The 25,167-nt window shown below is 53.6% G+C and carries 23 protein-coding genes and 1 pseudogene; 3 read left to right on the top strand and 21 right to left on the bottom strand.

Annotation, left to right across the window (positions count from 1 at the left end):
• Nucleotides 1–107 precede the first annotated feature (107 nt).
• The 5 genes from D7M11_RS34450 to D7M11_RS34430 all read right to left on the bottom strand — a co-directional run bounded on the left by D7M11_RS34450 (nt 108) and on the right by D7M11_RS34430 (nt 6,843).
• Nucleotides 108–506, bottom strand: a complete 399-nt coding sequence (locus tag D7M11_RS34450; RefSeq protein ID WP_147433548.1) for a DUF402 domain-containing protein — start codon at nt 504–506, stop codon at nt 108–110.
• A gap of 318 nt (nt 507–824) precedes the next feature.
• Nucleotides 825–1,598 (bottom strand): SDR family NAD(P)-dependent oxidoreductase, encoded by a 774-nt coding sequence (locus D7M11_RS34445; RefSeq protein WP_120751808.1) that lies wholly within the window; start codon nt 1,596–1,598, stop codon nt 825–827.
• 41 nt (nt 1,599–1,639) lie between these two features.
• Nucleotides 1,640–3,628: an FG-GAP repeat domain-containing protein gene (locus D7M11_RS34440; protein ID WP_120751806.1), complete on the bottom strand. Its 1,989-nt coding sequence runs from the start codon at nt 3,626–3,628 to the stop codon at nt 1,640–1,642.
• A 41-nt stretch (nt 3,629–3,669) separates the two neighbouring features.
• Complete coding sequence (locus D7M11_RS34435; protein ID WP_120751805.1) at nt 3,670–5,481, bottom strand: exo-alpha-sialidase; 1,812 nt, start codon at nt 5,479–5,481, stop codon at nt 3,670–3,672.
• Nucleotides 5,482–5,493: 12 nt separating this feature from the next.
• Nucleotides 5,494–6,843 (bottom strand): ABC transporter substrate-binding protein, encoded by a 1,350-nt coding sequence (locus D7M11_RS34430; RefSeq protein ID WP_158606993.1) that lies wholly within the window; start codon nt 6,841–6,843, stop codon nt 5,494–5,496.
• A 123-nt stretch (nt 6,844–6,966) separates the two neighbouring features.
• On the opposite strand from D7M11_RS34430, the gene D7M11_RS34425 reads away from it, so the two are divergent.
• On the top strand, nt 6,967–7,905 hold the full coding sequence (locus D7M11_RS34425; RefSeq protein ID WP_120751803.1) for an AraC family transcriptional regulator: 939 nt from the start codon (nt 6,967–6,969) through the stop codon (nt 7,903–7,905).
• Nucleotides 7,906–8,065: 160 nt separating this feature from the next.
• Here D7M11_RS34425 and thpD read toward each other — a convergent pair whose 3' ends face one another.
• The 10 genes from thpD to D7M11_RS34375 form a co-directional block, all read right to left on the bottom strand.
• Nucleotides 8,066–8,908, bottom strand: a complete 843-nt coding sequence (gene thpD / locus D7M11_RS34420; RefSeq protein WP_275671763.1) for an ectoine hydroxylase — start codon at nt 8,906–8,908, stop codon at nt 8,066–8,068.
• A 60-nt stretch (nt 8,909–8,968) separates the two neighbouring features.
• Nucleotides 8,969–9,352 carry an ectoine synthase gene (locus D7M11_RS34415; RefSeq protein WP_120751801.1) on the bottom strand — a complete coding sequence of 128 codons (384 nt, stop codon included), beginning with the start codon at nt 9,350–9,352 and terminating at the stop codon, nt 8,969–8,971.
• A gap of 67 nt (nt 9,353–9,419) precedes the next feature.
• Entirely contained in the window at nt 9,420–10,712 is a 1,293-nt protein-coding gene (gene ectB / locus D7M11_RS34410) for a diaminobutyrate--2-oxoglutarate transaminase (protein WP_120751800.1), read from the bottom strand.
• A 2-nt stretch (nt 10,713–10,714) separates the two neighbouring features.
• On the bottom strand, nt 10,715–11,254 hold the full coding sequence (gene ectA / locus D7M11_RS34405; RefSeq protein ID WP_120751799.1) for a diaminobutyrate acetyltransferase: 540 nt from the start codon (nt 11,252–11,254) through the stop codon (nt 10,715–10,717).
• A gap of 2 nt (nt 11,255–11,256) precedes the next feature.
• The gene (ehuA, locus tag D7M11_RS34400) at nt 11,257–12,120 is read right to left on the bottom strand and encodes an ectoine/hydroxyectoine ABC transporter ATP-binding protein EhuA (protein WP_120751798.1); all 864 of its coding nucleotides are present in this window, start codon (nt 12,118–12,120) and stop codon (nt 11,257–11,259) included.
• Between the two features lie 18 nt (nt 12,121–12,138).
• Nucleotides 12,139–12,789, bottom strand: a complete 651-nt coding sequence (ehuD, locus tag D7M11_RS34395) for an ectoine/hydroxyectoine ABC transporter permease subunit EhuD (RefSeq protein ID WP_120751797.1) — start codon at nt 12,787–12,789, stop codon at nt 12,139–12,141.
• Between the two features lies 1 nt (nt 12,790).
• On the bottom strand, nt 12,791–13,453 hold the full coding sequence (gene ehuC / locus D7M11_RS34390) for an ectoine/hydroxyectoine ABC transporter permease subunit EhuC (RefSeq protein ID WP_120751796.1): 663 nt from the start codon (nt 13,451–13,453) through the stop codon (nt 12,791–12,793).
• Nucleotides 13,454–13,456: 3 nt separating this feature from the next.
• Nucleotides 13,457–14,359 carry an ectoine/hydroxyectoine ABC transporter substrate-binding protein EhuB gene (gene ehuB / locus D7M11_RS34385; protein ID WP_120751795.1) on the bottom strand — a complete coding sequence of 301 codons (903 nt, stop codon included), beginning with the start codon at nt 14,357–14,359 and terminating at the stop codon, nt 13,457–13,459.
• A gap of 404 nt (nt 14,360–14,763) precedes the next feature.
• Nucleotides 14,764–16,104, bottom strand: coding sequence for an FAD-dependent oxidoreductase (locus D7M11_RS34380; protein WP_120751794.1), 1,341 nt, complete (start codon nt 16,102–16,104; stop codon nt 14,764–14,766).
• 75 nt (nt 16,105–16,179) lie between these two features.
• Nucleotides 16,180–17,499, bottom strand: a complete 1,320-nt coding sequence (locus tag D7M11_RS34375; RefSeq protein WP_120751793.1) for an ABC transporter substrate-binding protein — start codon at nt 17,497–17,499, stop codon at nt 16,180–16,182.
• Nucleotides 17,500–17,633: 134 nt separating this feature from the next.
• Between D7M11_RS34375 and D7M11_RS34370 the strand changes: the two genes are divergently transcribed.
• Nucleotides 17,634–18,503 (top strand): AraC family transcriptional regulator, encoded by an 870-nt coding sequence (locus tag D7M11_RS34370; RefSeq protein WP_120751792.1) that lies wholly within the window; start codon nt 17,634–17,636, stop codon nt 18,501–18,503.
• Here the strand turns inward: D7M11_RS34370 and D7M11_RS34365 are convergent.
• The 5 genes from D7M11_RS34365 to D7M11_RS34345 form a co-directional block, all read right to left on the bottom strand.
• Entirely contained in the window at nt 18,460–20,208 is a 1,749-nt protein-coding gene (locus tag D7M11_RS34365; RefSeq protein WP_120751791.1) for an amylo-alpha-1,6-glucosidase, read from the bottom strand. The genes D7M11_RS34370 and D7M11_RS34365 overlap by 44 nt on opposite strands.
• Before the next feature lie 344 nt (nt 20,209–20,552).
• A complete protein-coding gene (locus D7M11_RS34360) occupies nt 20,553–20,786 on the bottom strand; it encodes a hypothetical protein (protein ID WP_120751790.1) in 234 nt (77 codons plus the stop codon).
• Entirely contained in the window at nt 20,783–21,901 is a 1,119-nt protein-coding gene (locus tag D7M11_RS34355) for a GerAB/ArcD/ProY family transporter (protein WP_120751789.1), read from the bottom strand. Before D7M11_RS34355 ends, D7M11_RS34360 begins: the two co-directional genes overlap by 4 nt.
• Before the next feature lie 16 nt (nt 21,902–21,917).
• A complete protein-coding gene (locus D7M11_RS34350; protein ID WP_120751788.1) occupies nt 21,918–23,099 on the bottom strand; it encodes a Ger(x)C family spore germination protein in 1,182 nt (393 codons plus the stop codon).
• 33 nt (nt 23,100–23,132) lie between these two features.
• Nucleotides 23,133–24,578, bottom strand: a complete 1,446-nt coding sequence (locus tag D7M11_RS34345; protein WP_240041431.1) for a spore germination protein — start codon at nt 24,576–24,578, stop codon at nt 23,133–23,135.
• A gap of 296 nt (nt 24,579–24,874) precedes the next feature.
• Here D7M11_RS34345 and D7M11_RS37645 point away from each other — a divergent pair.
• Nucleotides 24,875–24,934: pseudogene (locus D7M11_RS37645) on the top strand (TetR family transcriptional regulator); the annotation flags it as partial.
• A gap of 58 nt (nt 24,935–24,992) precedes the next feature.
• Here D7M11_RS37645 and D7M11_RS37640 read toward each other — a convergent pair.
• On the bottom strand, nt 24,993–25,166 hold the full coding sequence (locus D7M11_RS37640; RefSeq protein ID WP_240041433.1) for a hypothetical protein: 174 nt from the start codon (nt 25,164–25,166) through the stop codon (nt 24,993–24,995).
• Nucleotide 25,167: the final 1 nt, after the last annotated feature.

Raw genomic sequence — 25,167 nt, 5'->3', positions numbered from 1 at the left:
TAGATATGGCTGAAGCAAAAAGCAAACGCACCAAACAAACGGTATTGTGTCAACTCCAAGAGTGGATGGCCGATTTGCCCTTATACATTAAGGGTTTATTCGGTAATTTAAGCTGCGAAAGTTGAGTTATTTAAAAAAAGTTGCAGGTTTTTTAAAGGCTCCTCTATTTCCTGAACGTTTGTTTCATTATTCATCAATGCTTGAGCCAGATCTTCGAAGTCCACTAATCGATACGTCGGACCGTTCCCTTCGATATAAATATCCAAATACAAATCCTTAAGACGGATAACGTCATTTTCCAGGTACTCTATTGCTATTAAATCTGCGTACCATTCATTTTTCATCCAATCATACGGTTCGTACATTAACTTTATATTCAGCTTCAATAAGACAAAATGTCTGACATCTCTGCCTACTTTAGAATGGAACAAATCAAAATAGGCAAACTCATCATTTCTGTATCCAGTTATTTCACCTAGTCTAGATTGAATAGTAACCTTTCTCATAAGCATTCACATCCTCCAAAATTTTTCATACATATGGACCACATGAAGTTGGCAGATGAGTGGTAGACTTTTGTTTTTAGCTTAAAGCCCTTGCATTTTTTAGCGAATGTACTGACACTACCTCCTACTACCCCTTATTCATTAAATTTAATTCCATTTTAACATCTAAACTATAAATCTGGAAATAAAATCTACTATAGCTGAACCAAACTTCCATACAACAATGAAGAAGGGAGCAACTGCGGCGGCCGCATGCTCCCTTGTCTAATTTCACTATCGTCTCCCATTAATGCCTCGCCTGATAAGCCGCCGCCTATATCACCAAGTCGTCCAGCCGCCGTCGATGGTAATGTCGGACCCGGTCATATAACTCGAAGCGTCCGATACGAGCAGAACGACGGGGCCGACAATTTCCCGTGGCGTACCCACTCGGCCCATCATAATCTTCTCTCGCTGCAGCCGCCGGAACGACTCGTTCTGATTCGCCTGCTGGGCCGGATTTGGAAAAGCGCCGGGTGTGATGCTATTGACCCGGATTTGGTCCGCAGCGAGATGAGCGGCGCAATACCTCGTCAACTGAAGCACTCCCGCCTTCCCCGCCCCGTAATTGGGCGGATTGTTGGCTCCGCTGTCGCCATAGATGCGCGGGTCCGGGGAAACGACGCCGTACATGGAAGCGAAGTTGACGATGCTCCCTCCGCCGTTCTCCCGTAAATAAGGGATGACTTCACGCGTACAGCGGAATACGGTGCCGAGGGCGCCGTCAACCCCGATCCGCCAATCCTCGTCCGTCATCCGGTCGACGGTTCCGGCCGGACCATACCCGGCCCCGTATGTCGCCATGTTCACGAGCGCGTCGATATGGCCGAACTTTTCCTTCGTTTGACGGAACATCTCCTGAACAGACGCGGTATCCGAGACATCGCAATGCGCCCAGTATCCTTGATCGCTCCATGACGATAAGCCGCTCCACTCCGTCCGGTCCGCAACAGCCACTTGCGCGCCCATAGCCAGCAAGCCTTCTGCGACAGATGAACCGAGATACCCGCTGCCGCCTGTTACTACAACAACTTTGTTTTTTAGCGAAAACATGTCCGATGTCTTCAAAACTTCTGCCTCTTTTCTCCTTCAGTCTATTGTTTATTCGTTTTCCAATAATACGCCACGCCCGGCTCGCCTCCGCCGTAAACCAGCTCCAGCTCGCCGTCCCCGTCCAAATCCAGAACGCGTTTGAGCAGCCCCATGCCCGGCACGATCTTTCCCGTATAACGCAATCCGAGCGGATGTTCCGGCTTGTATACCCGGGCGGTTTGCCCGTCGGCGCCGGACATGATGATCACTTCTTTGCACCCGTCATCGTCCAGATCGACGGCTTGAATCTCGATCATGCGATTGGTCGTCACGATCAGCTCGTGGCCGGTTATCGGCAGTGTTCGGGCCGGTTCGAGAATCGGCAGTCCGTCCGGACCGACGCCTTTGTTCAGCATATAATAAACGCCCGCTCCGGGATTCGGATCACTCCGGAATCCGCCTTGATACGTCGCTCCACCTACGATCAGATCCTCGGTCCCGTCTCCGTCCAGATCCACGGCCGCCGGACATACCCGGTTATGAATCCGCAAAACATTGCCCTCGCTGTCCTTCAGCGGACCGGCGGAGCGAAACCGGAATCTCCCGTCGTTCCCCGCCTCGCCCTCATCGATGAGCAGAAACAACAAACCTTTGTCGCTGCCTGCAATCAAATGCTGGCGGCCGCTGCCGTCGAAGTCCCACTTGGCAATTTGATGAAAGCCGCTATGCGGGGATTCTTGGGCGTCCGTTTCGCCTTCCATGTGAAAAACGCCGTTTTGGTCCTCCACTGCCGTGGTTTCGGCAGCTAAATAAACGCCTTCCTTCGTAGTGATAATTTCTCGTATTTCCACATGCGTCCAGGTGCTATCCGCCAAGTAACGCTTGCCGCTGCGCCGATCTTCCAGCACTTCGGAATAGTTGTAGCCGGAGGTGGTTACATTCCGACCGCTGATCGGACCGATGCATTCGTAAGCCGGCACAACACCGCCGGTCCGCTTGTACCGCAGCCGCAAAATATGGGTTCCAGCCGTAAGCAGCAGGTCGTTGCCGCTATCCGTCTGGTCAACGATCAGCTTCGCATGTAAGGAAAACAGCCCGAACATCGTTTTGTCCAATCCATCGATCCGGACTTCGCCCAGGTTTCGGAATACGGGTTTGCCTCCTTCGTCCGTATGCACCCGCTGCAAGTAGATCAGCTTCGGCAGCCCGTACCCGGCGAGCACAAGCAGATCGTCGGAGGCGGTTTGCGGATTGCGATAAAGCACGGGTCTTGTAAAAAAACCGGGGAAGCTTTTGCCATCCTCGAAACCGTCCCCAAGCAGGAATGGCACCCCGTCCTCATCGCCGATTTTTTCGGCCGGCCGTACGTATTCCATGCCATACGACTCCAATAAAGCTTTTCCGTACTGCGCCCTCGACTTTTCCAAAGCTTTCGTATAAACCGTACCGGTATATTCCGGCCGATCTTCGCCCCCGCTCCCGTCAGGCAGCCACCAAAGGCAACCCGACATATCGCCGACGATCAGATCGATCGCTTGCCCCTCTGGGCGGGGATATACCATCGGATAAAGGTAATTGTAAAAGTTCAAGTCGATATACCCGTTTCCGTCGCCGCTCGTTTGATTCGGATGTTCGTATGGGATATTAAGCAGCAAACCGGATCGGCTGTCCCGCACTCGCTCAACGAACTCGAATGTTATATCGGGATACGTTCCTTTTCGTTCAAACCAATACAAAAATCCGTACCGGTCGGATACGATCAGATCGTCCTCGCCGTCTCTATTCCAGTCGGCCGGCATGCCCATGGTCGGGACAAATTTGTTTTTGCATACCAGCTTCGGCGAAATGTCCAGCTCGCTGTCTTGCAACCGCTCGGTCGGATACAAATAAAGGCCCGACCAAATGCGGCTGATCAGCAAATCTTTCGCATGCTCGGCCGACCAGCTGACCATCGAGCCTGCTATTACAAGCCCGAACGCAATCGGGCCGTATTCGGTCCGGATCGGAACGGGTTCGCCAAATACCATCGCATGTTCCTTAACGTCTGTCATAGCAACCTCCATAACCTATTTTTAACTCTACAGCTTTTTGATCAAACCATCCGCTGCATGAACAGCCCTGCTTCCGTACGCAGCGCTGCGGCTGCCGCTTCCGATATGAGCTGCTGTCCGGTCACAGACGGGTCGCCAATCGCTTGCAGAAAATCCTGCATATACGCTGTAGCGGCCGAATTGGCGTTCTGGCCGACAAGCTGCTGGATGATAGCCAAGCGATACGCCAGCTGATCGGCAAATACGGTGTTGATTCCGCCCGCCTGCCTGTGCCGGGTCAATTGTTTCAGCATGGCACCAGTCGTACCGGTATCGGGCGGGACGAACAGGGCGAACTCAGCCAAAACATTATTCACGCTTGAATCCGTGATTTCCACCTTTGCGTATTTCGCATAAACGGGTTGATCCAGCACGATATATTCCATCTGGCTCATAATGACAGAACTGAAGCTGGCTAACGGACTGCCCCAGTTCACCCCGTCGGCGGACAAATAAATGTTGGCGCTTTCCTTGTAGCGCGGGTTCAGTACGACGCCGATTTTAGCGATCGGGTAAGCTTGATCCATCTCCATCGACCAGTATGTGCTTGCGCCTGCCTGTAATTTGGCGGCAGCATACAAATACGTCGGGTTGCCGTCTATCGCGCCGCGCGGAGCGAAGTAGTTACTCGTGTAGTTCATATCTGTCGTAATCTGCAAATTTCCGTTCGCATACATCCTCCACAAATCTAGCTTTCCTGTTGCATCGTCCCAGATGTTTGCTGGCGCCTCATAGTTCAGAAAATCGTTCACTGTGCTGAACGTTCCGGCGATCTGTTTGGCGCAGGAGTCGTAGTATACCGTAAAAATACGCCCATCGTCGAGTCTAACGCTGCTCGGGTAACTCTCGTCTCCACAATGCCCGGCATACATTAAAACTCGCTCGGATACGGCTGACCCGTCTGCCTGAATGATCTGACCGACGACAGGCCGGCCAAATGCATATTGATCCGAGTAATCTCCCCACGTATGGAGCAGGTTGGAGTTCGGATTTCCCGGCTCAAGAACGAGTAAATACGACGCATGAGCGACCATATCGGTTGGAACCGGTGTCGTCCACGTTTGCCCGTTATCGTACGAATGGGTTTCGTGTGCAAATTTTGCCGTCCGGATGATCGCCATCAAGTGGCCGTTCCCGAGATCCGCCAGGACAGGCTCGACCCAGTTCGTCCCGAACGGATTCGGGATTTCCACCTCGTTGGCTTGCGGCCAGCTGAAGCCTCCGTCCGTGCTTCTGCCAATCATAATTTTCGACTGCCAATGTCCCGGCATTTTGCCGTAGCGGGCAATGAGCAGATCACCGTTGTTCAGCTGCACGATTTTCGAAGTGATCGCCGCATAATCCAGCTTCGTCTCCACCATAACCGGACTGGACCAGGTCAGCCCGTTATCCGTGGAACGAATCATAAACGTACCCAAAATCTTCGACGGTGTCTGATTCCAGTCCGTAGAAAAGTAAGTGAGCAGCAGCGTCCCGTCACTCATCTGCATGATGCTTGGGTCCCGGTCGTCGTACACCGAGTCTGCAACGGTAACCGGGTTGGACCACGTCAGTCCTTCATCTGTGCTGCGAACCATAGCAATACGCCCGGTCTGGGACGTATGCGCGGGACTATCGTAGTACACGACGATCAAATCCCCGTTCTGAAGCTTCTCTACATCCGGGAAGTACGTATTACGCGCTCCGCCATTCGCCACGGTCACATCCGGCTGGCCGGATTCGATATTCGCCGAAACCGTCGTGAAAGGCAGCAACAACAAACCAAGCAGCAATAACATCGACATAGCGCGAGCCGTTCTGTTTCGTTTAGACATCACACACGCTCCTTATCGTTTCCATTCGTCCAGCTTAACCACCGTGCTTTCCTCCGCTTGGCGCAGTGCGGTATTCACATCCAGCGTGCCGAGCATGGCCTGTTCCGCGAAGCCGTTGTATACGCCGACAACTCGGTTTTCGTAGATGCCTTTGACCGGAACGGGAGCCATTTTGTTGTAAAACATCGCTTGCCAGTTTTTATCCTTAAACGCCGTCTCCTGCCCGAGCGCCCGCTTGACGTCCTGGCTTTGCACAACCGGCAAGTAACCCATCTTCGCCAGCGACAACTGAAATTCGTCGGACACCATATACTTCAGTACCTCCATAGCCGCATCTTTATTGCTGGCCATGTTCGTTATGCCGAAGTAAAACGTATACGGCTGCGAGCCGACACCCGGCTGTTCCTTAAGCGTCGGTGCCGACACCCAGTCCCAGTTGAAAGCGCCCATCTCATTCGGCCAAGTCGGAGCCAGAGCCGATACATAAGTGATCATCCCCGTGGTGCGGTCCTTCATGAACGCATTGACGATATGGCTTTTGTTTTTCTTCAAATTGTCCAGATAGGCTCTCACTTCCGGCATTTCCGTCGGTTCGATCAGCAGCTTCTGGAAAAAAGTACGCCAACGGCTGTCTTTGTTGATCGTAGGCCGTTCGTTCTTTTCGTCCATGACGGGGATGGAGAGCGGGTTCATGTAGAACATATAGGTCGGGAAAGGAGCATACCCGATATAGGGCGTATCGCCGTCCTTGCGTGTCAGCCGTTTGGACAGCGCGTACATGTCGTCCCAGGTCATGCCGTTTTTCGGGTATTCAACGCCGAATTTATCGAAAATGTCTTTGTTGTAATACAGCACCATCGTATCGGTATGAATCGGAAGCGCATACAAGCCATTCGAAGACGACTTTACACCGCTTATAACGGACGGGTCGAATCGGTTCAGGTCCAGCTTGTGGGTTTTGGCAAGCTCGGTCATATCGGACTGCACGCCGTATTGAAGCGCTTCGTTCTCGAACGAGCCGACATTGGCGAAATAAATATCGAACGGCGTTTTGGCGGTGACCATTTCCGCGATTCGCGTTCCCGCTCCGACCTGCTGAATGTATTTGATCGTGTAGTTGGGGAATTTCTCCCTCAGCTTGTTGCCGTAGCGGGTATTGAACTGCTCCGGCGCCAGACCGCTGTTGGAATAAAACACGACCTCCGCCGGGCCGCTAGTTGCCGTTTCGGGCTTTCCGGGATTGCTGCTTGCTCCGGCCTCGTCCGTGCCGTTCGGTCCGTTCCCCTTGCCGCCGCATCCCGCCAGTAAGCTCAGGACCAGTGCCGATGCAAGGGCCGTTTTGGTTGTTGCCTGTTTGGGCATATCGATATCCCTCATCTCATTTGGGTTTGCGTTTGTTCCTGTTTTTTACCACCTTGCATTGACGTACTTGACCGCCCCTGTGTTAAAATAATCCAGACTGTCTGCCGAAAGGGGGTACCCATAGTGCATTCGCGCGATCCGGCTCTCACCACGTTCTGGGATCGTTTAAATATCAAGGTTCGCATCGGCTCGCTGCTGTTTGACGTTCTGCTCAACGACAATATCGTTCCCCGGCCGCTCCGGTACGTGCAGGAGAAGCATAATCACGCCGCCTTCGAGCTTCAATTCGTTTGGTCCGGCTCCGGCAAACTGATCTTCGACGAAACGGAACAGATCCTTGAAACCGGTTCCATTCATCTGATCGGGCCGAACATCTTCCATGCGGTCCAGCCGGACGAACGCAATCCCGTCGTTCGCAGTACACTGCGATTTACCTTTCGCAGCGATAACGAGAACGAGCTATGGTTCCCCCGGGAGGAATCGGAGCAACTGGAAGCCGTGCTAAACTCCGTCACCTGCTGCCGCTTGCCCGCTCCTACGAATCAGGACCCGCTGTTCCGCCTTGTGGACGAAATCCGCTCGGAAATCGAAACGCCTTCGCTCGGCTCGTACACGAATGTGCACAGCTTGTTTGCGCAAATTATCGTTCGCGTCGCACGCGCAATTCGTCTGGATAACGGAACGGCTGCCGATTATGCCATGCCGAAACGGGTCAAGGACGATTTGCGCTCCCATATCATCGACGTGTTTTTCATGAATTACCGCCACCATCTGACCTTGGACATGCTCGCCGCGCAATTGAATTTGAGCACCAAGCAGGTCAACCGGTTTCTCCGGAAGCATTTCCAAACGTCCTTTAAGCAAAAGCTACTCGATACGCGGATCGAGGTGGCCAAAGACCTGCTGCGGACAAGCGGGCTGTCGATCGAGCATATCGCCGGGGAAGTCGGATGCGCCTCGACCCACCGTTTCTATGCCCTGTTCCAGCAAAAGACGGGAATGACCCCGGCCGAGTACAGAAGCAGGCATCAGGCCGACGCGAGCCCCCCGATCCTTGATTAAGCCTCTGGCTCCACCTCCCTATGACCCCAAGTGTAGTGGAAACCAATTACAGCAACAATCAACGAAGCGGACATCTTTCCCCAGAAAATGTCCCGTTTCGGGCTAAGATTTACAAACGAAAAGAGAGCCGTCTGTTCGACGACTCTCTTTAATTCGCGATCTATGAACGAGTTGCAATAAAGTCAGGCCGCGGCTGTTTTCCCGAATATGGCGTTTGCAGCCTGTTCTCGACGCTGTTGTACACGATGAATATGTTGCTCCTCGGGTAAGGGGTAATATTGCTATTGGAGCCATGCATCACATTGCAATCGAACAATACGATCGAACCGGCCTTGCCTGTCGGTGCCTCGATCCCTCCTTGCGAGACCAGATGCCGGAGACTCTCTTGGTCGGGTACTCCGTATTCCTGGCGCCGCAGCGAAGATTTGTAATGCTCGTCGGGCGCTTCCCCGACGCATGATACGAATGTCCGGTGCGAGCCCGGCACTATCATAAGCGGGCCGTTGTTGGCGTTGTTATCCTCCAGCGCGATCGAACAGCTGAGCGCTCTCATGCGCGGCATGCCGTCCTCCGTATGCCAGGTTTCGAAATCCGAATGCCAGTAAAACTCTTTGCCCGTGAATCCCTTCTTCACATTGATGCGGGACTGGTGAACGTACACCTCGCTCCCGAGTATTTGCTTCACAATCGCCTGGATGCCCGGATGCTGCGTTATATTCCGGAACACCGGGTAATCCCGGTGAACCGCGAATACGGAACGGATTTCCTCGCTGCCCGGCTCCCGGATCACTTCCGGTTTATCGGCATGTTTGTTTAGCTCCAGCAAGGCTTTCAGCTCTTTTTTCCATTCGGCCACCTGGGTTTCGTCAAAGAAACGATCCAGAAACAAATAGCCGTTCCGTTCGTAAAAAGCCAGCTGCTCCTCCTGAATCTCCGACTGCTGGATGCGGCGGTTATAAACGACGGGGTCCTGCCGCTCGAGCAGCTTCGGTTCTGGGTACATCCTCGACGGATACAAATCATGCGTACTAGAGATCATTTTACATGCCAGCCCCTTTCTCCATTAATCGATAATCGGATACGTTCCTTCTTCGTCATGAACTTCCGTTCCCGTACAAGGAGGATTAAACACGCAGATCATTCTCATTTGCGTTGCGCCTCGGAGCAAATGCTTCTCGTGACCGTCCAGCACATACAGCGTTCCCGGTTCGATCGGATAAACGGTACCTTCCCCGACAACCTCGATCTCGCCGCGTCCTTCGATGCAATAAACGGCCTCGATATGGTTTTTGTACCAGATTTCCGTTTCCGTCCCGGCCTTGATCACCGTATCGTGCAGCGAAAATCCGACGCCGTCCTTCTTCAGCAGCAGCCGCCTGCTGCTCCACGTTGGTGTGTCCACGTCATGCTCGGTTCCGATTACATCGGTAAGCGTTCTAACGATCATAGCGGTTGCTCCTCCGTTCGATTGGATAGTAGGAGCCGCCCAAACGGCGACTCCGTCCTGCTCACGTCTAATTCCGCTCCGGGTTCTCATATAGCTCCCGCATACTTTCCTTCACGATGTGGAGCCCCGCACGCAGTCCGTCTTCGTCGATCGTCAGCGGCGGCATGATTTTGGCTACCTCGCTGTCCGTGCCGGATGTTTCCATAATCAACCCTTTGGCAAAAACCGCCTTGCACAGCCGCTCCGCCATCCCGGGGATCGCAAAGGCAATCCCTTGCATGAGCCCTTTTCCCCGCACTTCTCCTTGCAGCTCGGGATGAAGCCGGACCAGCTCGTTCAAGAAACGGTTCACGAGCATCCCTTTCGACTCGATACTTTTGGCGAATATATCGTTTTCCCAGTAGCGGAGCGCCTCCTCGGCTGCCACAAACGCCAAGTTGTTCCCCCGGAACGTTCCGTTATGCTCCCCCGGCTGCCAAATATCCAGCTCGGGCCGAATAAGCGTGAGCGCCATCGGAAGCCCGTAACCGCCGATCGATTTCGACATGCAGACCAGATCCGGCCGGATTCCCGCCTGCTCGAAGCTGAAGAACGTTCCCGTACGACCGCATCCCATCTGAACATCGTCCACAATGAGCAGGATTCCGTTGTCTTTGCAGATGCGTTCGAGTCGCTGCAGCCACTTAACCCCGGCGACATTGATGCCGCCTTCCCCTTGAATCGTTTCGGTTATGATCGCCGCAGGCTTGGAAACCCCGCTGCCGCTGTCGTTCAGATAACTTTCCAAATAATCGAGCGAATCGATGTCTTTGCCCAAATACCCGTCATAAGGCATGGAGACCGCATGATGAAGGGGAACGCCCGCACCCTGCCGCTTGAACGTATTCCCCGTAACCGCCAGCGCCCCTAGCGTCATCCCGTGGAATGCGTTCGTAAATCCGATGACGGTGGTTCGTCCGGTCACCTTGCGGGCGAGCTTCAGCGCGCTTTCCACCGAGTTCGTCCCTGTCGGCCCGGGGAACATCACCTTGTACTCCATCTTCCGCGGCTCCAGAATGACGCTCCAGAAACGCCGCAAAAACCGTTCTTTGGCTTCCGTCGCCATATCCAGAGAGTGCGTAACGCCGTCATTTTGCAAATAGTCAATCAGCTTTTGTTTCATGGCTGGATGGTTATGCCCGTAGTTCAGCGCTCCCGCTCCGGCAAAAAAATCGATATATTCGTTTTGGGCCGTATCCCATAGCCGGTACCCCTTGGCTTTGACAAAAACGGCAGGAAACGACCGGCAGTAGCTGCGAACCTCCGATTCCATCGTTTCAAACACTTGAAGCAGCGGTTGCTCCGGATTCATCAGTTTCATGGTCAAGCTCCTCTCCAGTAGTTTCGTGCGGGAATCGGCCCGACCCGGATTAACGGTTCCTCTTCATGCGAGTGCTCCTGCGGAAAAAAGGAGGAAGGAAACCCCTTCGTCACCGTATGCGCACAAGCTAGCGTTTCGGCGAGACTTGCAAACAACCGGCGGGACGCCGTATTGCTAGGCGAAACGGTAGCTTCTACCGTTCGCACCGAGCGGCAGGCTTTCCCGTTCACCAGCTTGTGCAGCAGCGTTCGAGCGATGCCTCGCCCCCGATGCGCCCCGGCAACGGCGATTTGCCATACGAACAACGTATCCCGCCGGTCCGGCCGCAGAAAGGCGGAGACGAAGCCGACGATGGCACCGTCCTCCTCCGCGACGAGACACGTATCCCGGAAATACTCGCACAGCATCATGTAGCAGTACGCGGAATTGACGTCCAGATTGCCGCTGTCGGCAACCAGCTTCCATATCAAACGCCCGTCCTCCGCCAGCGGCGCCCTGATCTGAATCCGTCCAGCTTCCGCCTTCGTCTGTATCATGGACATGTCTATCCCCTCTTCTCTGCAGAAATCGAAGCCTCCGGGATGCCTCCCATAAACCAGGACTGTCTGAAGCGGCTCAGAAACGATTGGAGCCTTGGGCTTTGCGGCCTCTCGAATAGGTCTTCGGGCGTTCCTTGCTCCACAATCGAGCCGCCGTCCGTAAAAATTACGCGATCCGCAATATCCCTGGCGAAATCCATCTCGTGCGTAATCAGCATCATCGCCATGTCTCCGGCTGCAGCCAAGTCCTTAATGACGGCGAGAACTTCCCCTACAAGCTCCGGATCGAGGGCCGATGTAGCTTCATCGAACAGCATCACCCTCGGCTTCATCATCACCGCTCTGGCGATCGCTACTCTCTGTTTCTGTCCCCCGGACAATCGGGCAGGATATTCGTCTTTCTTATCCGCAAGCCCCACCTTCTCCAGAACGTCCAAGCCCATACGAATCGCTTCCGCTTTCCCCATTCCTTGCACGTGGATCGGAGCTTCCGTCACATTGCGCATAATCGTCATATGCGGAAACAGATTGAAATGCTGGAACACCATCCCGATTTTGCTTCTCACCCGGTGCAGATGCTTCTCGCTGGCGGGGACGAGCTTGCCCTGGCGCTTTTCGTGCCAAAGCAGCTCGCCGTCCACCTCAATCGTGCCCGCCGTCGGGCGCTCCAGTGTCATCAGCATTCTCGCCAGCGTCGTTTTGCCCGAGCCGCTAGGTCCGATGACGGCCACCTTTTCTCCCGGCATCAGATCCAGATCGATCTCGCTTAGTACATCTACGGAACCGTACGATTTGCCGATCTTGCGATATTTGACGATCGGCTCGCGCCCTTCCGCAAAAGCTTCCCTATTTTCCGCTACCTTGTTCATTCGGATAAGCACCCCCTCCTAGTTTCGCTGCAGCCGTTTTTCCAGCTTGCCGACAAGCAGGGATGAAGGATAGCTGAGTATGAGAAACAATAAGCCGACAAGCGTAAAAGCTTCCAGATAGCGGAACGACCCCGACCCTATCGCCTTGGCCGTTTGCAGCAGCTCGACCAGCGTGATCGCCGAAAGCACGGGCGTCTCCTTAAACATCGTGATGAAATAGTTCCCCATGACCGGAACGACGGGCGGCACCGCTTGCGGTAAAATGACACGAGTCCATGTCAGTCGTTTCCCGAAATTCAGCGCTCTGGCCGCCTCCCATTGTCCCTTCGGCACCGCCTCGATCCCCGAGCGGAACACCTCCGACAAGTACGTGCTGTAATGGATGCCGAGTCCCAGAACGCCGGCCAGAAACGGCGATAAAGAGATGCCGTACAGCGGCAGCGCGTAAAACAGCACAAACAGCTGAATGAGCAGCGGCGTGCTCCGTATGAATCCGATCCACCCTTTGGCCGAATACGCAACGATCTTGTACGAAGATCTTCGCGCCAGCGCCAAGGGCAAGCCGAGTAGGCAAGCCGCGCCAAATCCGGCCACCGTTACGACTATCGTAATCGGCAATACTTTCAGCAGCTCGGGTAAAATCTCAAATGCGTAAGACCAGCTCCACATGCTACGCCCTCCCCCTCGTCGCTCTGCGTTCCAATAACCGGACGATCCAGGTCAGCGCATACGCGAGAACGAAATACATAAGCAGAAGCAGAGCGAAAATCTCCAACGTCTTGGAGCTGTCGTAAGAACGAAGAATCATCCCCTGATACGTCAGTTCCATAAGTGTAATCAGATAAACGAGCGAAGTTCCTTTGAGCAGCTCGATTTGCAGATTGCCGAAGGCGGGCAGCATAAGCGGCAGCGCTTGAGGCAAAATGACCTTGCGCATTCGGATCGCCGGACTCATGTTTAGTGCCGTAGCCGCTTCGTATTGTCCCTTCGGCACCGCCAGGATCGAGCTGCGCACTACAACCGAGCCGTATGCGCCGTAATTCAGGCCGATGGCAGCTACAGCCGCAACCATCGCCGGCATTCGAATATCGAACAGGATGGGAAGCGCGAAGTAAAGCCAGAACAGCTGAACCAGCAGCGAAGTTCCCCGGAACAGTTCAACGTAAACCGTACTCAGAACGCGCAGGCCGCGGAACTTGGACAGCTGCAGAAACCCGGCCAGGAAGGCAAGGATCAAGGCCAGCACGGTCGAGTACAAGGTAACTTCGAGTGTGACAAGAGCGCCTCGCAGCAATAACGGCATAAATTCCAGCAAAGAGGCCGCAGTAAACATGCGCTATTCCTTCGCGAGCTGCTCGGCCGTCATATCGCCCGGCATCTCCTGCTCCGTAAAACCGAACGACTTCAAGATGTCAAGCAGCTTGCCCGATTGCTTGAGCTTCTCCAGTTCCTGGTTGAACGCTTCCCGAAAGGTATCGTCTTCCTTGCGAAAGGCGGCGGCGCCGTAACCCCGTACGCTCTTGTTGTCGATTTCGGGCTGCTTGAAATCCATAACGCGTTCCATATTGTCGTCTTTGGCGGATTCGAGCACCGCCTGAAGGGAAGGTCCCGTCATCGTAATCGCCTGAACGCGTCCCGCCTGCAGAGCGGAGACGGCCGACGGCTGATCGGGCACGGTCACGATCTGCTCCTTTTTCACTCCCGATTTGGTCAAATAGTCGTTTTCAATCGCTCCGACCATAACCGCAACCTTCACATCCTTGTTCGCCGCTATGTCTTTGTAACTATGTAAATTTTGAGGATTTCCTTTCTGAACGGCGATGGCCTCGCCGATGCTGTACTCCGGATTGGCGAAGGAAACTTCCCTGCTCCGCTCCGGGTTAATGAACATGCCGGCTGTAATCACATCGAACCGTTTCGCCTTAAGGCCCGGAATCAAGGAACCGAACTCCGTCAGCACCCCGTCCATGTCCTTGATGCCCATATTGGACAACACGATCCTCGCGATCTCAACCGCTTCTCCGGTCAGCTTCCCGTCGGGCGTTGCGTAAGCGTATGGCTTCTCATTGGCGAAGCCGACCTTGACATAACCTTCCCGCTTCGCTTTGTCCAAAGTTGTTTCTTGTTTCGTCGGAGTTTCACCGTTTGCCTTAGTTTGACCGCCCGTGTTTGAGGAAGCGCAGCTTGCCAGCACGATACAGAGTGACAACCAAAGCGCGTACGAAATCAACCTTCTCATTGAAAATCTCCTTTTTGCTTTTTTGGGGCCCCGTATAAGGGTAGCATGATTACCATTGATCGCTCATCCCCGGTAATCTGGGCTGAGCCGTCCTCAACCCGCTTCACCCGTTGTAAGCGGCAATTAACAGACCCTTCCAGAAAATCCCTCCCAGATCCTCCCCCTAACTGCCAATTCCGGCAATTTTGCAAAATATAGATTTAACGAGATAATCAGTAATAATAAATTCCCGAATGAGATTTTATTATTAAATATCGGAAATTTGGTTGTTTTTCGTTCATAATGTCGAATTATTACAAAATTTTCGTATTGAATATTTTCAAAGATGAAAATAAAAAAGAAGCCCGTCTGTTTCGACAGGGCTTCCTATGTTTTTCCGACGCTTCGCCTTCGATATTTACCTCTTATTTCAGCGGAACTTTTTCCACATTTCCTTCAACAAACTGGCCTCCGGCCTGGAGCACATAACGGATACGGGCGGCCGGTACGTCCCTCGCATCGTCCGCCTTCGACCAGATTGCGAGCGCCGCCGCCGTTCCCGCCGCCTCGCCGATCGCGCTTACGCCCGACATGACGCGGTACGAGCTGTGCGCCTCATGCGTGCCGCTGATGCAGCGGGAGCTGAGCAGCAAGTTTTTCCAGCCCTTGGCGATCAGCGACCGGTACGGGATATGATAGTAGCCTGGACCGCCGATCTTCACGAGTTTGGCTCCGCCGCCAAGCGGGTCGTGAATATCCAGACTGTAGGCGCAGGCGGCTACCATGTCGTCGAATTTGCGGGCATTCAGGCAGTCGTCCGCCGTCAGCATATAGTCGCCGATCACTCGTCTGCCCTCGCGGACGCCCAGCTTCGGGGCGATAAATTCGACCTCCGCTTCGGCGAAGGCCGGGTGACGCTTAACCGCGCTTGCCAGCTGCAGCGCCTGCTCCGTACCTTCCCTCATCCCTGCGGCAACCGATTCCGCGCTAGTCGGATCGACATCCGTTATCGCCGTAGAGTTGAACAAAACGCCGCGGCCGTCCGGATACGGGAAGCAAAGAACGCTCGGTCGCGGATTGCGCGTCCCGCCTTCGTCCTTCAGTTGCTGGTAATAAACCGTAAGCTCCTTCCTTAGCGAATGAATGCCGCTCCAAGTCGTAAACCGCGGATTTTGCAGCTTGGACGGATCGAAGCCGATCATTTTGAATGTAACGGTCGCCGTCTGAAGCTTGCCGTCCTCTTCCCGCCCCATCTGGAAGTCGGCTCCGGCCAAGGCGCTGAGATTGCCGTCCGCCGTTGCATCGAGAAAGAAGTCTGCGCGAACCGCAAAATCTTCTCCTTCTCCGGATACGACGTCCAGATCCAAGATTTTGCCGCTTGACGAATCTGCCCTGACGCCGGTAACCCGGCTGTCGGTCCATACCGTTAGCAGCGGTTCCGCCTTCAGCAAATGCTCGTACGTCCGCTTCAGCTCTTTCTCGTCATAAGTCGGGACGGTTTCCTCGGCGTCGAACAGTCCTTTGCAGGCCGTATACGCCTGCGGAAACAGCTCGCGGTGTATGCCGGTATTGATCGGTCTTCCGTCCTTGTCCCGGAACGAACAAATGAGCGAGACCGCGGAATGGACGCCCGTTCCGCCAATCTCCTTGCTCTCTTCCAGCAGCAGCACCTTCCTCCGCAGCCGGGCGGCGGCCAGAGCGGCGCATATGCCGCCCACCCCCGCACCAACGACGACGATATCGTATTTCGTATCCCTTGTGGTCATGGGTTTCTCTCCTCGCTTCACCGGTATATGTCCAAAAACGCTCTGGCGCGGGGACGACTCCCGCAATGGCTCCTGTTACTTGGATGCCGCCTTGACGGCTTCGATCTGCTTGTTAATCTCTTCCTCCGTCTCCCGAAGCGCCGTGTTGGTATCTTTACCTTCTACGGCAATACCGCGTATTCCTTTAGTGACCAGGGTCGTTTTTGCGATCGTGTCGTAAAGGGTGGCCGGAGCCGGCTTCGCGACCGTATCCTTGAAGAAAGCTTGCAGATTTTTCCCGTTCAGCCCTTCGATGCCGGCGCCGAACTCGTTCTTCGCCTTATCGCTTTTGACGATCGGCAGTCTGCCCTTTCTGGACATGATCGCCTGCACCTCTTCGGACATCATATAATCGATCACTTGAAACGCCTGATCTTTATATTTACTTGTAGGCGGAATCACATAGTACGGCGCATTGAACTGCGAGCCTTTGCCCTCGAAGCCTTTGAAATCGGGCAGCGATACGACATCCCAGTCAAAGCCCCCTTTGCTGGCTGCAGCCGGCAGCTCGCTCATATAGTTCGGGCCGGTCCGCATCGCCAATATTTGCTCCTTCAAAAATTCGTCCTTCTCGGACACTTTCGTGTTCAGGGCGTTGCCCGGAATCGCATGGAACGCCGTCATCGTATCGAGCCAGCGCTTCCAGCCGTCCGTGTTAACCGCCGCCTTTTGCGTCTTCGGATCGACGAAAGCGAGGCCGAGCTGGTTTTTGAACACGAGGTTCGTCTCTTCGAAGCGGAATCCTTTGTACTGCACGCCCGCGTCCATCCGGGTGACCTGCTTGGCGGTGTCGAGCAAGCCTTCCCATGTCATGCCGTCTTTCGGATAAGGGGTGCCGAACTTGTCGAAAATCGTTTTGTTGAAAAACAGGGCGTTGTTGTTCAGCTCGAATGGCATTAAAATAAAGCGGCCGTCATAGTCCGAGAACGAACGCACGGTTTCTTCCACTCCTGCGGCAAGACGCGTCAGATCGAATCCGTGCTTCTTGATCAGCGGCGTCAAGTCGGTAACGAGCCCGAGCTCCTTCAGCTTCGTGACGCCGCCGAGCGAAAACGAGATCAGATCCGGCACTTGACCCGCGCCGATGAAATCGTCGATTTTGACTTTGCCGCTGACCGTCGTATTCAGCTTGATGTGCGGAAACTTCTTACTGACCAGCTCCTGGATCTGGTCGGCAAGCACCGACGCATTTCCTTCCATAAAAAAGCTAAGCGTCACCGGCTCTGTAGACACTTCCACCTTGCCTTGCGGCGCTTCGTCTGCCTGTGAAGACGGCTTCGGACTTCCTCCCGAGCATCCCGCCATAACGGCGGCAATCCCGATGATAACATATATTTTCAAACGACGAGCAAACATGGTAATCCCCCTTTTATAAACGTTTTCCTACCAGAATTCCGCGATAATGTTATGTTTTTTTGCGATCAAGACAAGAAACCCGATCGGTTATGATACAATGAAACTGATCTAGACGGCGGAAAGGCGGGTCAGGCATGGAAGAAATCAGGAAGAAGAAAGAAACATTCGAAGGAAAGCGCTTTCCGTTCAAAATGTCGGTTCAGCAGCAGGCTCCTCATCTGGTCCAAGCCCATTGGCACGAGCATCTCGAATTTATCCGCATCCTGAAGGAACCGGTCACCGTCCATATCGACAACGAAACGTTCGAAGCCGCCTGCGGTGACATCTTTTTTATTAACAGCAACCAGATCCATTCCGCCACTACGGCGGGCGCCGGTATTCTTCAAGGCATGGTGTTTGACAAATCGCTGCTGTTCCTTGCAGCGGACAATTTGGAAATCCGGCAAGCTTTCTCCCTGTTCACCGGAGCAAACATCGTTCGCAATTATTACGCGCCGTTTGACCCGCTTTGCCCGGAGCTGACCGACGCCATGACCAAGGCGTACGAAGAGTATGCGAAGCAGGAAACCGCCTACGAAATCGGCATTTTATCTTGTATATACCGGATGATGACCCCTTTGCTGCGACAGTTTCGGCACGATCCGCGAAGCGGCGATCCGGACAAGCACGCAGTCTACTTTCACAGGCTGAGGCCCGCCGTCGATTATATGGAGCGGCATTTTGCCGGCAAAGTATATATGGACTCCGTCTGTCAAACCGTCAATATGAGCCTGTACCACTTCTCCAGCATGTTCAAAAAAGTGTTCGGCATGCCGCCGGTCCAATATTTGACTCGCATCCGCATCGAACAGGCGAAGCGGCTTCTTGTCGACCGGGAAATCCCGATAACCGAAATCGCCGAACGATGCGGATTTTGCAATATCAACTATTTTGACAAAGTGTTCAAAGAACAGAGCGGCTTCACACCGAAGGAATACCGGAAGCGATTCGTCCCGATTTCCTGACGCCGTATCGATCCAGAATCAGGCAAGCGGTGAGTGCAGCGGTCCAATGGTAATCGCGAATCGAATCCACCTTGCTGCGGATATCGTACTTGCCTCTGTTCGGCCCTTTGCGATCGCATTCGACAGGAGGACGCTCGTCCTTGGAATCGTAATATTCGAATACGACGCCATACTTCTCATAATAGCGGCGGACCAGCTCGATTGTCCGTTCGGCCAATCGGTCCGCTTCTTCGTACCGCTTATGCAGCCGCAAGCCTTCGATAATCAAATAGTTCATATTGATCCACGTCGGGCCTCTCCACATATCCGTTCCCCAGGCCGGTTCGGATACGGCTATACTCGGGATCGGGTACACCGTGCCGAAATGCTCGGGGTGCTGCAGAATGTCCACGAGCCGATCGACATGAGCCTGCGGCGTATCCTCCAGCAGCAAAGGAAGGAAACCGCTGACCGCTTTGACTTTCGTAAATCGGCCGTCCATTCGCTTATCGTAATAGAAACCGTCCGTTTCGTCCCACAGCTCGGTCTTGATGCGATCGGCAGCCGTTTTGGCTTTAGCGCGCCAATATTCAGCCTTATCCAGCAGGCCTAGCTTCTCCGCGATGTTCGCTGTGCAGGCCATATCAAAAGCGATAAAGGTGGAGAAGTCGACCGCATCGAGCTGCAAAGCCTCGTCGAACCGAGACGAATTGTCCATGCCGGATTCGCCGGACCGGCAGTTGACGTTCCCCTCGATCGCCCACTCCAGCAGGCCGTTGCCACTAACGTCCCGGTTAGCCATATCCCACTCCAGATACCGCTCCAGAACGGGCAAGGCGTATCTCAGCTTGGCCAGATCGGGTGCGGCCAAATAGTTCGACCAGACGCCCCAAGCTAGGATTGGAGGCTGAGTGATGGAGCTAAGCTTGCCCGAAGCCGATACATGATGGACAATCATCCCGTCCGGCCGTGCCGTGTCCAGCATGGATTGCAGACATTGCCAGGAAACGTCCGCATCCAGCTCGTTCATCGCCAGTGAATGAAACACGGTATCCCACAGCCACATATCCTTGTGCGGCACCCGATCGGGCGTCGACCACATGTGCCGGATGGCGCCTTCGGCGGATAACGTATTCACTTTCATCACGCTGAAGCATTTGTGCAGCAGCCGCGCATCGTTCGCATCCGGTACTGACGGAATATTCCCGTACATCTCCAGTCTTCGTTTTATCTCCATTGCTACATCGCTACCAAGGCCCGCCAGCGCTCTTGCCGCAGCTTCTTCCGCGGTTTTCCCGTAACTGAGGCCGAATCGTTCCCCTCGCACGGACAAGGCGATATACTCCTGCTTCTCTTCATCGCCGGTCATTCTTACCTCCGAAGACCATACCTCCGCCTCGGTCCCGTCTTCCTCCAGCAATGTAGGCGGCTCCCCAATCCGACTGCGGCCGACTAGCGTATGCCAGGCCGAATAGGCGATATCCAATTCACCCGCTGACGACCGAAGCTTACAAGCATCGCCGGTAACAAAAACGGTTTCCGTCGTTTCCGCTGATACGCCCAGAAGCAGGATCCGCCGTCTCCGCGTATGAAACAGCAGAGAATACGGTGCCGCCCCCCAAGTGGCGGTAAATCCAGATAACGACTGAGTCTCCCCGTCCATCCCGGAGAATGCGAACAATCCTCCCTCGCCGATCCTGTTCGGTAAATTCGGTTTCTGTTCCAAATGTTTCGCTCCAATTCGTTATAGTTGGTTCCGCTTTCTGTTTCATCTTAAGAAAAACGGCGCTTTCGATCTATGTAAGATTTCGGGGGAAAGTTATGTTTTTTTGGGGTATTTTCAGGATGGACCTTTTTCATGAAAATTGGAATTTAGAAACGAATTGCTGGACAGTAGCCTCAAACGGTACTCGCTGATGCTCCGGCCTATTAACGCAAAAATCCCCTACCGGCTTAACGGCCGATAGGGGATTCTTTATCCTTTCAAAATGAGTTATTCAAAACTAAACCATGTATGGATAGGCAGTTGCAGCTCTTCAAAAACACCGGAGCGGAATTGTAGCACGATCTTCACTGCCCGTGAAACAGCCCCCGCCCAAAAGCCTTGAACGCCGCCTCCAGAGGCCGATGCGGGCTCGGCACATGTGCGCCGGACAACTCCCACAAACCGAGGGAGATGGCGATCAGCATCACTGCGCTATACAGGAATACCGTCTTGTAGCGTTTACTCCGAATTTCACGACGAATTTGCATCCAGGTCAGACCTCCGAATGCAAGCAGGAACAGAGCCGATTGCCAGATCATGAAGCGCCTCCCCTTGTCGGCATGATGCCGGCTTGTTCTTTTTTGCCCCAGAGGATCGCAACGATCAGCAGCGCCAGCGGAATCAGCAGTTGGAACGGCAAGGAATACCAGGGCCATACCCACAGGCTGAACTGTACGGATTCCGTACCCGACTCATAAACGATGCGGGACAGCTCCACCATCAGCAGAGCAATTGGGACCAACAGCGGACGATACTGGACCGGGCGAATCAGATCGGCAAGCGATCGCGAAGAGACATATAAGCACACGCATAATTTGACAAAACCGCCCAGCATTAAGGTAATAATCGACAAAGGCTCTACCCGATCCAGAAAATCCGAAATGGAGATGTACTGGTACGCCGTGTAGCTGGCATAAATCATGCGCGAGGACAAGCTCCCGAGTATAAGCAAATTTCTCACATTGACGATCAGCAGCAAAAGGGCGCCGGCTCCAAGCGTCAGCATGACGGTTTTGGTAGCTTTGCCGACATGATTCAAATGGGGGATAATCATCGCAAACAGGACCGTTTCTCCGAACGGAAACCCGATCATCTCCACAGCGCCCTCGACGACCGGGCTCCATCCTTTATCAAGCACAGGCAATAGATTGGCAAACTGAAAATCTTTGCTCATCAGCAGCACCGATAGCGCCACTTCGGACAAAACAAGCACCAAAATGATCATGGCGCAGCGGCCGATCACCTCAATACCCGCATAAACCGCCCACAGCACGACGCCCATCATCATCAATTCGATAAAGACAGGCGGTGTTTTGGGCAAAGCTACATCCGTGATGAAATCCATAAATATTCGAAGTACAAGCGCGCCGAGATGAAGACTGTACATCGCATACAATAATCCGATCAACCGGCCTGCCCAAGGGCCTAACAACGTTTCGGCAATTTGAACAAGCGATTTGCCGGGAAACCTTAGGCATAATCGGGTGTACACCACTGCGAATCCGAGCGAAACAAACATCCCGGCCAAAATGCTGATCCAGGCGTCCTGTACAGCGACAGCTGCTAGCGGTATGGTTAGCGAGCTGCCGACGAGGAACATAAACATGGTAGCTCCGAATGCTTTTCCCGAAAGTTGTTCTGTTCTGCCAGTCAACTCGCACACCCTCTTCCTATTTCTCAATTTCTCGCTCTTTTAACTGAAGCGGCGGCCCGGTCATGCCGATCGACGAGATATGAAAATCCGTTGTAACCGTTACACGCGCTTGCTTAAAGGTTTGATCCCAATTATTTGCGAGGGTTTTCCAATCCTTCTTATGCTGCCTGTGCAATTCCTCTCCAAAGCCGAAAATATCGGAGCTATAGGTTTCCTGCACATGCTCCACCATGCGCTGCATCGTTTGTTGAATTTTGCGCGACGCTTCAGACTCCACCTGGCGTAAAAGCTCCGGGTTTGTCAAATCGAGACGCGTATTATTCTCCTGTACGTTGCCTTTGCCCTTCAAGTGAATGTCGATGGTTACTTCCCCTCCGTTTACGGAGGTTTTGATCGTCTTCTCCGGTTTTGTGATGGCCACGGATACCATGTCTTTCGACTTGCCCATCTCGACGGTTAACAGGCCAAAACGCAACCGACCGGCCAACCACTTGTAATACTGCGTATCCGTTTCATTCAAATACCCAAGCAGTTTTGTGTGTTTGAACACTGCCGTTTTGGAAACGCGAAACCGGCTGGAATTCGGAGATTTCACGGAACCGTCAACAGGCTCTACCAATTCGACAACATCCGTCGCCGGTTGAAGTCCATCGGAGGAGACGGCCGAAATGACGTCGCGCAGCGTTGCAGGAACATTATTGTCCAAATTTTCCATCTCACGGACAGCTTCTGTCGGAATGAACTCCAACGGGTAGTCCGTATTGAGCAGATCGACCCCTGAGCGACCTTTTACGACGAGTACATACGTACGCAGCCTGCTTTTCGAATTGCGGCTAAAATAGTCCAAAATATCCTCAATCCCGTGTTTCGCCAACTTTTCTCCAATAAAAACAACTCTCCTGTGCGCAACAAACATTTTGCGGGAAAGCTTGGATTGAACGCTTTTTACGATTTCGTCGATCGTACGGCCTGTAGCGGTTTCCGTCATAAAGCTCCCCCCACCCTCCTTCGTGGGCGTGGCGCCGATCTGCCGGACCGGGATGACGTATTGAGACGTAATGCGGTACTCGCCGTCAGGATTCATATCGATGGATGTCGCCATCACTAAGGCGATATCGTTAATTTCCTGCTTGTCCCAGCACCCCGTACAAGTCACTAGCAGGATCGATGCCAGGATAGCCAATTGGAACCTTCGCACAGGGGCCTTCCTCCCTCGTCATGCTGTTTGCGACTACGAACGATCCGGACGCGGCTTCTGTCCGCCGGGCACGCGTACAGGATTGCGGCGATCGAAAGGCCTGCTGCGTCTGGAAAATGCCCAATGGGGCGCACGTATGAACACATCGTTCAGGCTATGCGGCGATAAAGGAGCAACCGGGTACAAATAAGCTACCCCGAAGGAACGGAGCGAGCTCAGATGTATGAGAATCGCGAGAAAACCGATCGCGATGCCGTACAGACCGAAAGCCCCCGCCAAAAACATCATCGGAAAGCGCAGCAGACGAAGACCGAACGAGAAATTAAACCGCGGAATCGTAAACGATGCGATACCGGTAATCGCAACTACGATGACCATCGGCGTAGAGACGATCCCCGCTTCGACGGCTGCTTGCCCGATAACCAGCGCTCCCACAATACTGACTGCAGCCCCTACCTGCTTGGGAAGCCTGACCCCCGCTTCGCGTAACGCTTCAAAAGAAATTTCCATAAGAAGAGCTTCCACAAAGGCGGGAAAAGGGTTCGCTTCACGCGCCCCTGCAATGCTGACCAGTAAATTGGTCGGGATCATCTCCGGATGAAACGTGGAAATGGCCACATAGATGGATGGCAAAAATAACGTGATCGCCATAAATGCAAGCCGAATCCACCTGACAAAGGTGCTCACGATCCAGCGTTCGTAATAGTCCTGCGCGCTCTGAATCGCGCCCCAAAATGTAAAAGGGGCCAATAGGGCGGTCGGCGAGCCTTGGGACAATATCGCTACCCGTCCTTCCAGCAGGCCTGCCGCCGTTACGTCCGGACGTTCCGTATTTTGGATGGTCGGAAAAGGAGAATACGGTTCATCCTCAATGAAAGCTTCCACATAGCTGGAATCGATGATGCCATCGATTCGAATCCTGGATACCCGTTCGCGGACTTCTTGTACGATCGATTCGCTCGCGACTCCGTTAATGTAAACAAGCGCTACTTCCGTCTGCGTATATTTGCCGATCAGCAGCATTTCCATCTTCAAATCTTGCGTGCGAAGCCGATTGCTTATCATCGCCAAATTGGTGTCGAGCTGCTCGACAAAGCCTTCTCGCGGTCCTCTTACAAGCGGCTCGGCGTCCGGCTCCTGGATACTGCGCGCCGGCCAACTTTCAATTCCGGCAATGAAGGCAGCTTCACCGCTGCCGAAAAGCAGCGCCGCTTTTCCCGTGAGCACGCTTTGCGTAAGTTCATCCAGGTTGTCGGTATACATAAGCTTGCTGAACGTTTCGGAGCGCCGCAACTCCGCTGCCGAATCCGGTATTGCCTCAGCCAATCGAGTCAGACAATGCCCCAGCAGAATGCGGTCTACCGTGCCTGGAGCGTATAGGACACAAATTTTGCGGCCGTTCGCACCGGACAGTTCCCGACTGACAATATCTGCCCGATTGGAAAGCTCCCGTTCCAGAAGCGAGCGATTTGTCTCCATGTCATTGCTTAAATTCGAGACCATAGTCCCCCTCCGCTTCGTCAACCAGCAACGGATGCCAAATGTGCTTTTTCCCTATTATGAGAAATGCAGGTAATCTTTATTCTGTTTCGTCTCAGCTGGCAGCAGGATGTCTCCATAGGTGGCATGGATTAATAGTAAGTAATCACTTACTTTTCGCTGTTAAAAGAGGTATATCCGGTGCCCAACAATTTAAATGAAATTTTGCTGTCCCAATCGGCCAAACGTACTGTAAAGCAAGAACGGAAGAACGGATAGTCGAGACCGCAATCCGCTTGTTTGCCGAAAAAGGCTATTCCAATACATCAACGGCTGAAATCGCCAAAGCCGCCGACGTGTCCGAAGCCAGCCTCTTTAAACAATACGGGACGAAAGACAAATTGCTGCTAGCCCTTATCGTCCCCCACGGGACTGCCACGGCAGAAAACGGTGGTAAAATAAAAAGTCCGGCCCCTGGCAGCCGAATTGGTATACCCGAAACAGCTCCGGCGTAGCCGACGCTTCTTCGAGACCGATCCGGTCCGCCAGTTCGCGGCCGAACAAAAAATGAGTCCAAATGTTGGGCATC

This window comes from Paenibacillus ginsengarvi, assembly GCF_003626695.1.
In the GTDB taxonomy this organism is placed as follows: Bacteria; Bacillota; Bacilli; order Paenibacillales; family NBRC-103111; genus Paenibacillus_AB; species Paenibacillus_AB ginsengarvi.
This window is presented reverse-complemented; position numbering and strand designations above follow the sequence as displayed.

What these genes read in the sequence shown, in the direction of transcription:
- D7M11_RS34450 (WP_147433548.1), bottom strand. Translation starts at nt 506, where the DNA reads ATGAGAAAGGTTACTATTCAATCTAGACTAGGTGAAATAACTGGATAC.
- D7M11_RS34445 (WP_120751808.1), bottom strand. Translation starts at nt 1,598, where the DNA reads ATGTTTTCGCTAAAAAACAAAGTTGTTGTAGTAACAGGCGGCAGCGGG.
- D7M11_RS34440 (WP_120751806.1), bottom strand. Translation starts at nt 3,628, where the DNA reads ATGACAGACGTTAAGGAACATGCGATGGTATTTGGCGAACCCGTTCCG.
- D7M11_RS34435 (WP_120751805.1), bottom strand. Translation starts at nt 5,481, where the DNA reads ATGTCTAAACGAAACAGAACGGCTCGCGCTATGTCGATGTTATTGCTG.
- D7M11_RS34430 (WP_158606993.1), bottom strand. Translation starts at nt 6,843, where the DNA reads ATGCCCAAACAGGCAACAACCAAAACGGCCCTTGCATCGGCACTGGTC.
- thpD (WP_275671763.1), bottom strand. Translation starts at nt 8,908, where the DNA reads ATGTACCCAGAACCGAAGCTGCTCGAGCGGCAGGACCCCGTCGTTTAT.
- D7M11_RS34415 (WP_120751801.1), bottom strand. Translation starts at nt 9,352, where the DNA reads ATGATCGTTAGAACGCTTACCGATGTAATCGGAACCGAGCATGACGTG.
- ectB (WP_120751800.1), bottom strand. Translation starts at nt 10,712, where the DNA reads ATGAAACTGATGAATCCGGAGCAACCGCTGCTTCAAGTGTTTGAAACG.
- ectA (WP_120751799.1), bottom strand. Translation starts at nt 11,254, where the DNA reads ATGTCCATGATACAGACGAAGGCGGAAGCTGGACGGATTCAGATCAGG.
- ehuA (WP_120751798.1), bottom strand. Translation starts at nt 12,120, where the DNA reads ATGAACAAGGTAGCGGAAAATAGGGAAGCTTTTGCGGAAGGGCGCGAG.
- ehuD (WP_120751797.1), bottom strand. Translation starts at nt 12,789, where the DNA reads ATGTGGAGCTGGTCTTACGCATTTGAGATTTTACCCGAGCTGCTGAAA.
- ehuC (WP_120751796.1), bottom strand. Translation starts at nt 13,453, where the DNA reads ATGTTTACTGCGGCCTCTTTGCTGGAATTTATGCCGTTATTGCTGCGA.
- ehuB (WP_120751795.1), bottom strand. Translation starts at nt 14,359, where the DNA reads ATGAGAAGGTTGATTTCGTACGCGCTTTGGTTGTCACTCTGTATCGTG.
- D7M11_RS34380 (WP_120751794.1), bottom strand. Translation starts at nt 16,104, where the DNA reads ATGACCACAAGGGATACGAAATACGATATCGTCGTCGTTGGTGCGGGG.
- D7M11_RS34375 (WP_120751793.1), bottom strand. Translation starts at nt 17,499, where the DNA reads ATGTTTGCTCGTCGTTTGAAAATATATGTTATCATCGGGATTGCCGCC.
- D7M11_RS34370 (WP_120751792.1), top strand. Translation starts at nt 17,634, where the DNA reads ATGGAAGAAATCAGGAAGAAGAAAGAAACATTCGAAGGAAAGCGCTTT.
- D7M11_RS34360 (WP_120751790.1), bottom strand. Translation starts at nt 20,786, where the DNA reads ATGATCTGGCAATCGGCTCTGTTCCTGCTTGCATTCGGAGGTCTGACC.
- D7M11_RS34345 (WP_240041431.1), bottom strand. Translation starts at nt 24,578, where the DNA reads ATGGAGACAAATCGCTCGCTTCTGGAACGGGAGCTTTCCAATCGGGCA.
- D7M11_RS37640 (WP_240041433.1), bottom strand. Translation starts at nt 25,166, where the DNA reads ATGCCCAACATTTGGACTCATTTTTTGTTCGGCCGCGAACTGGCGGAC.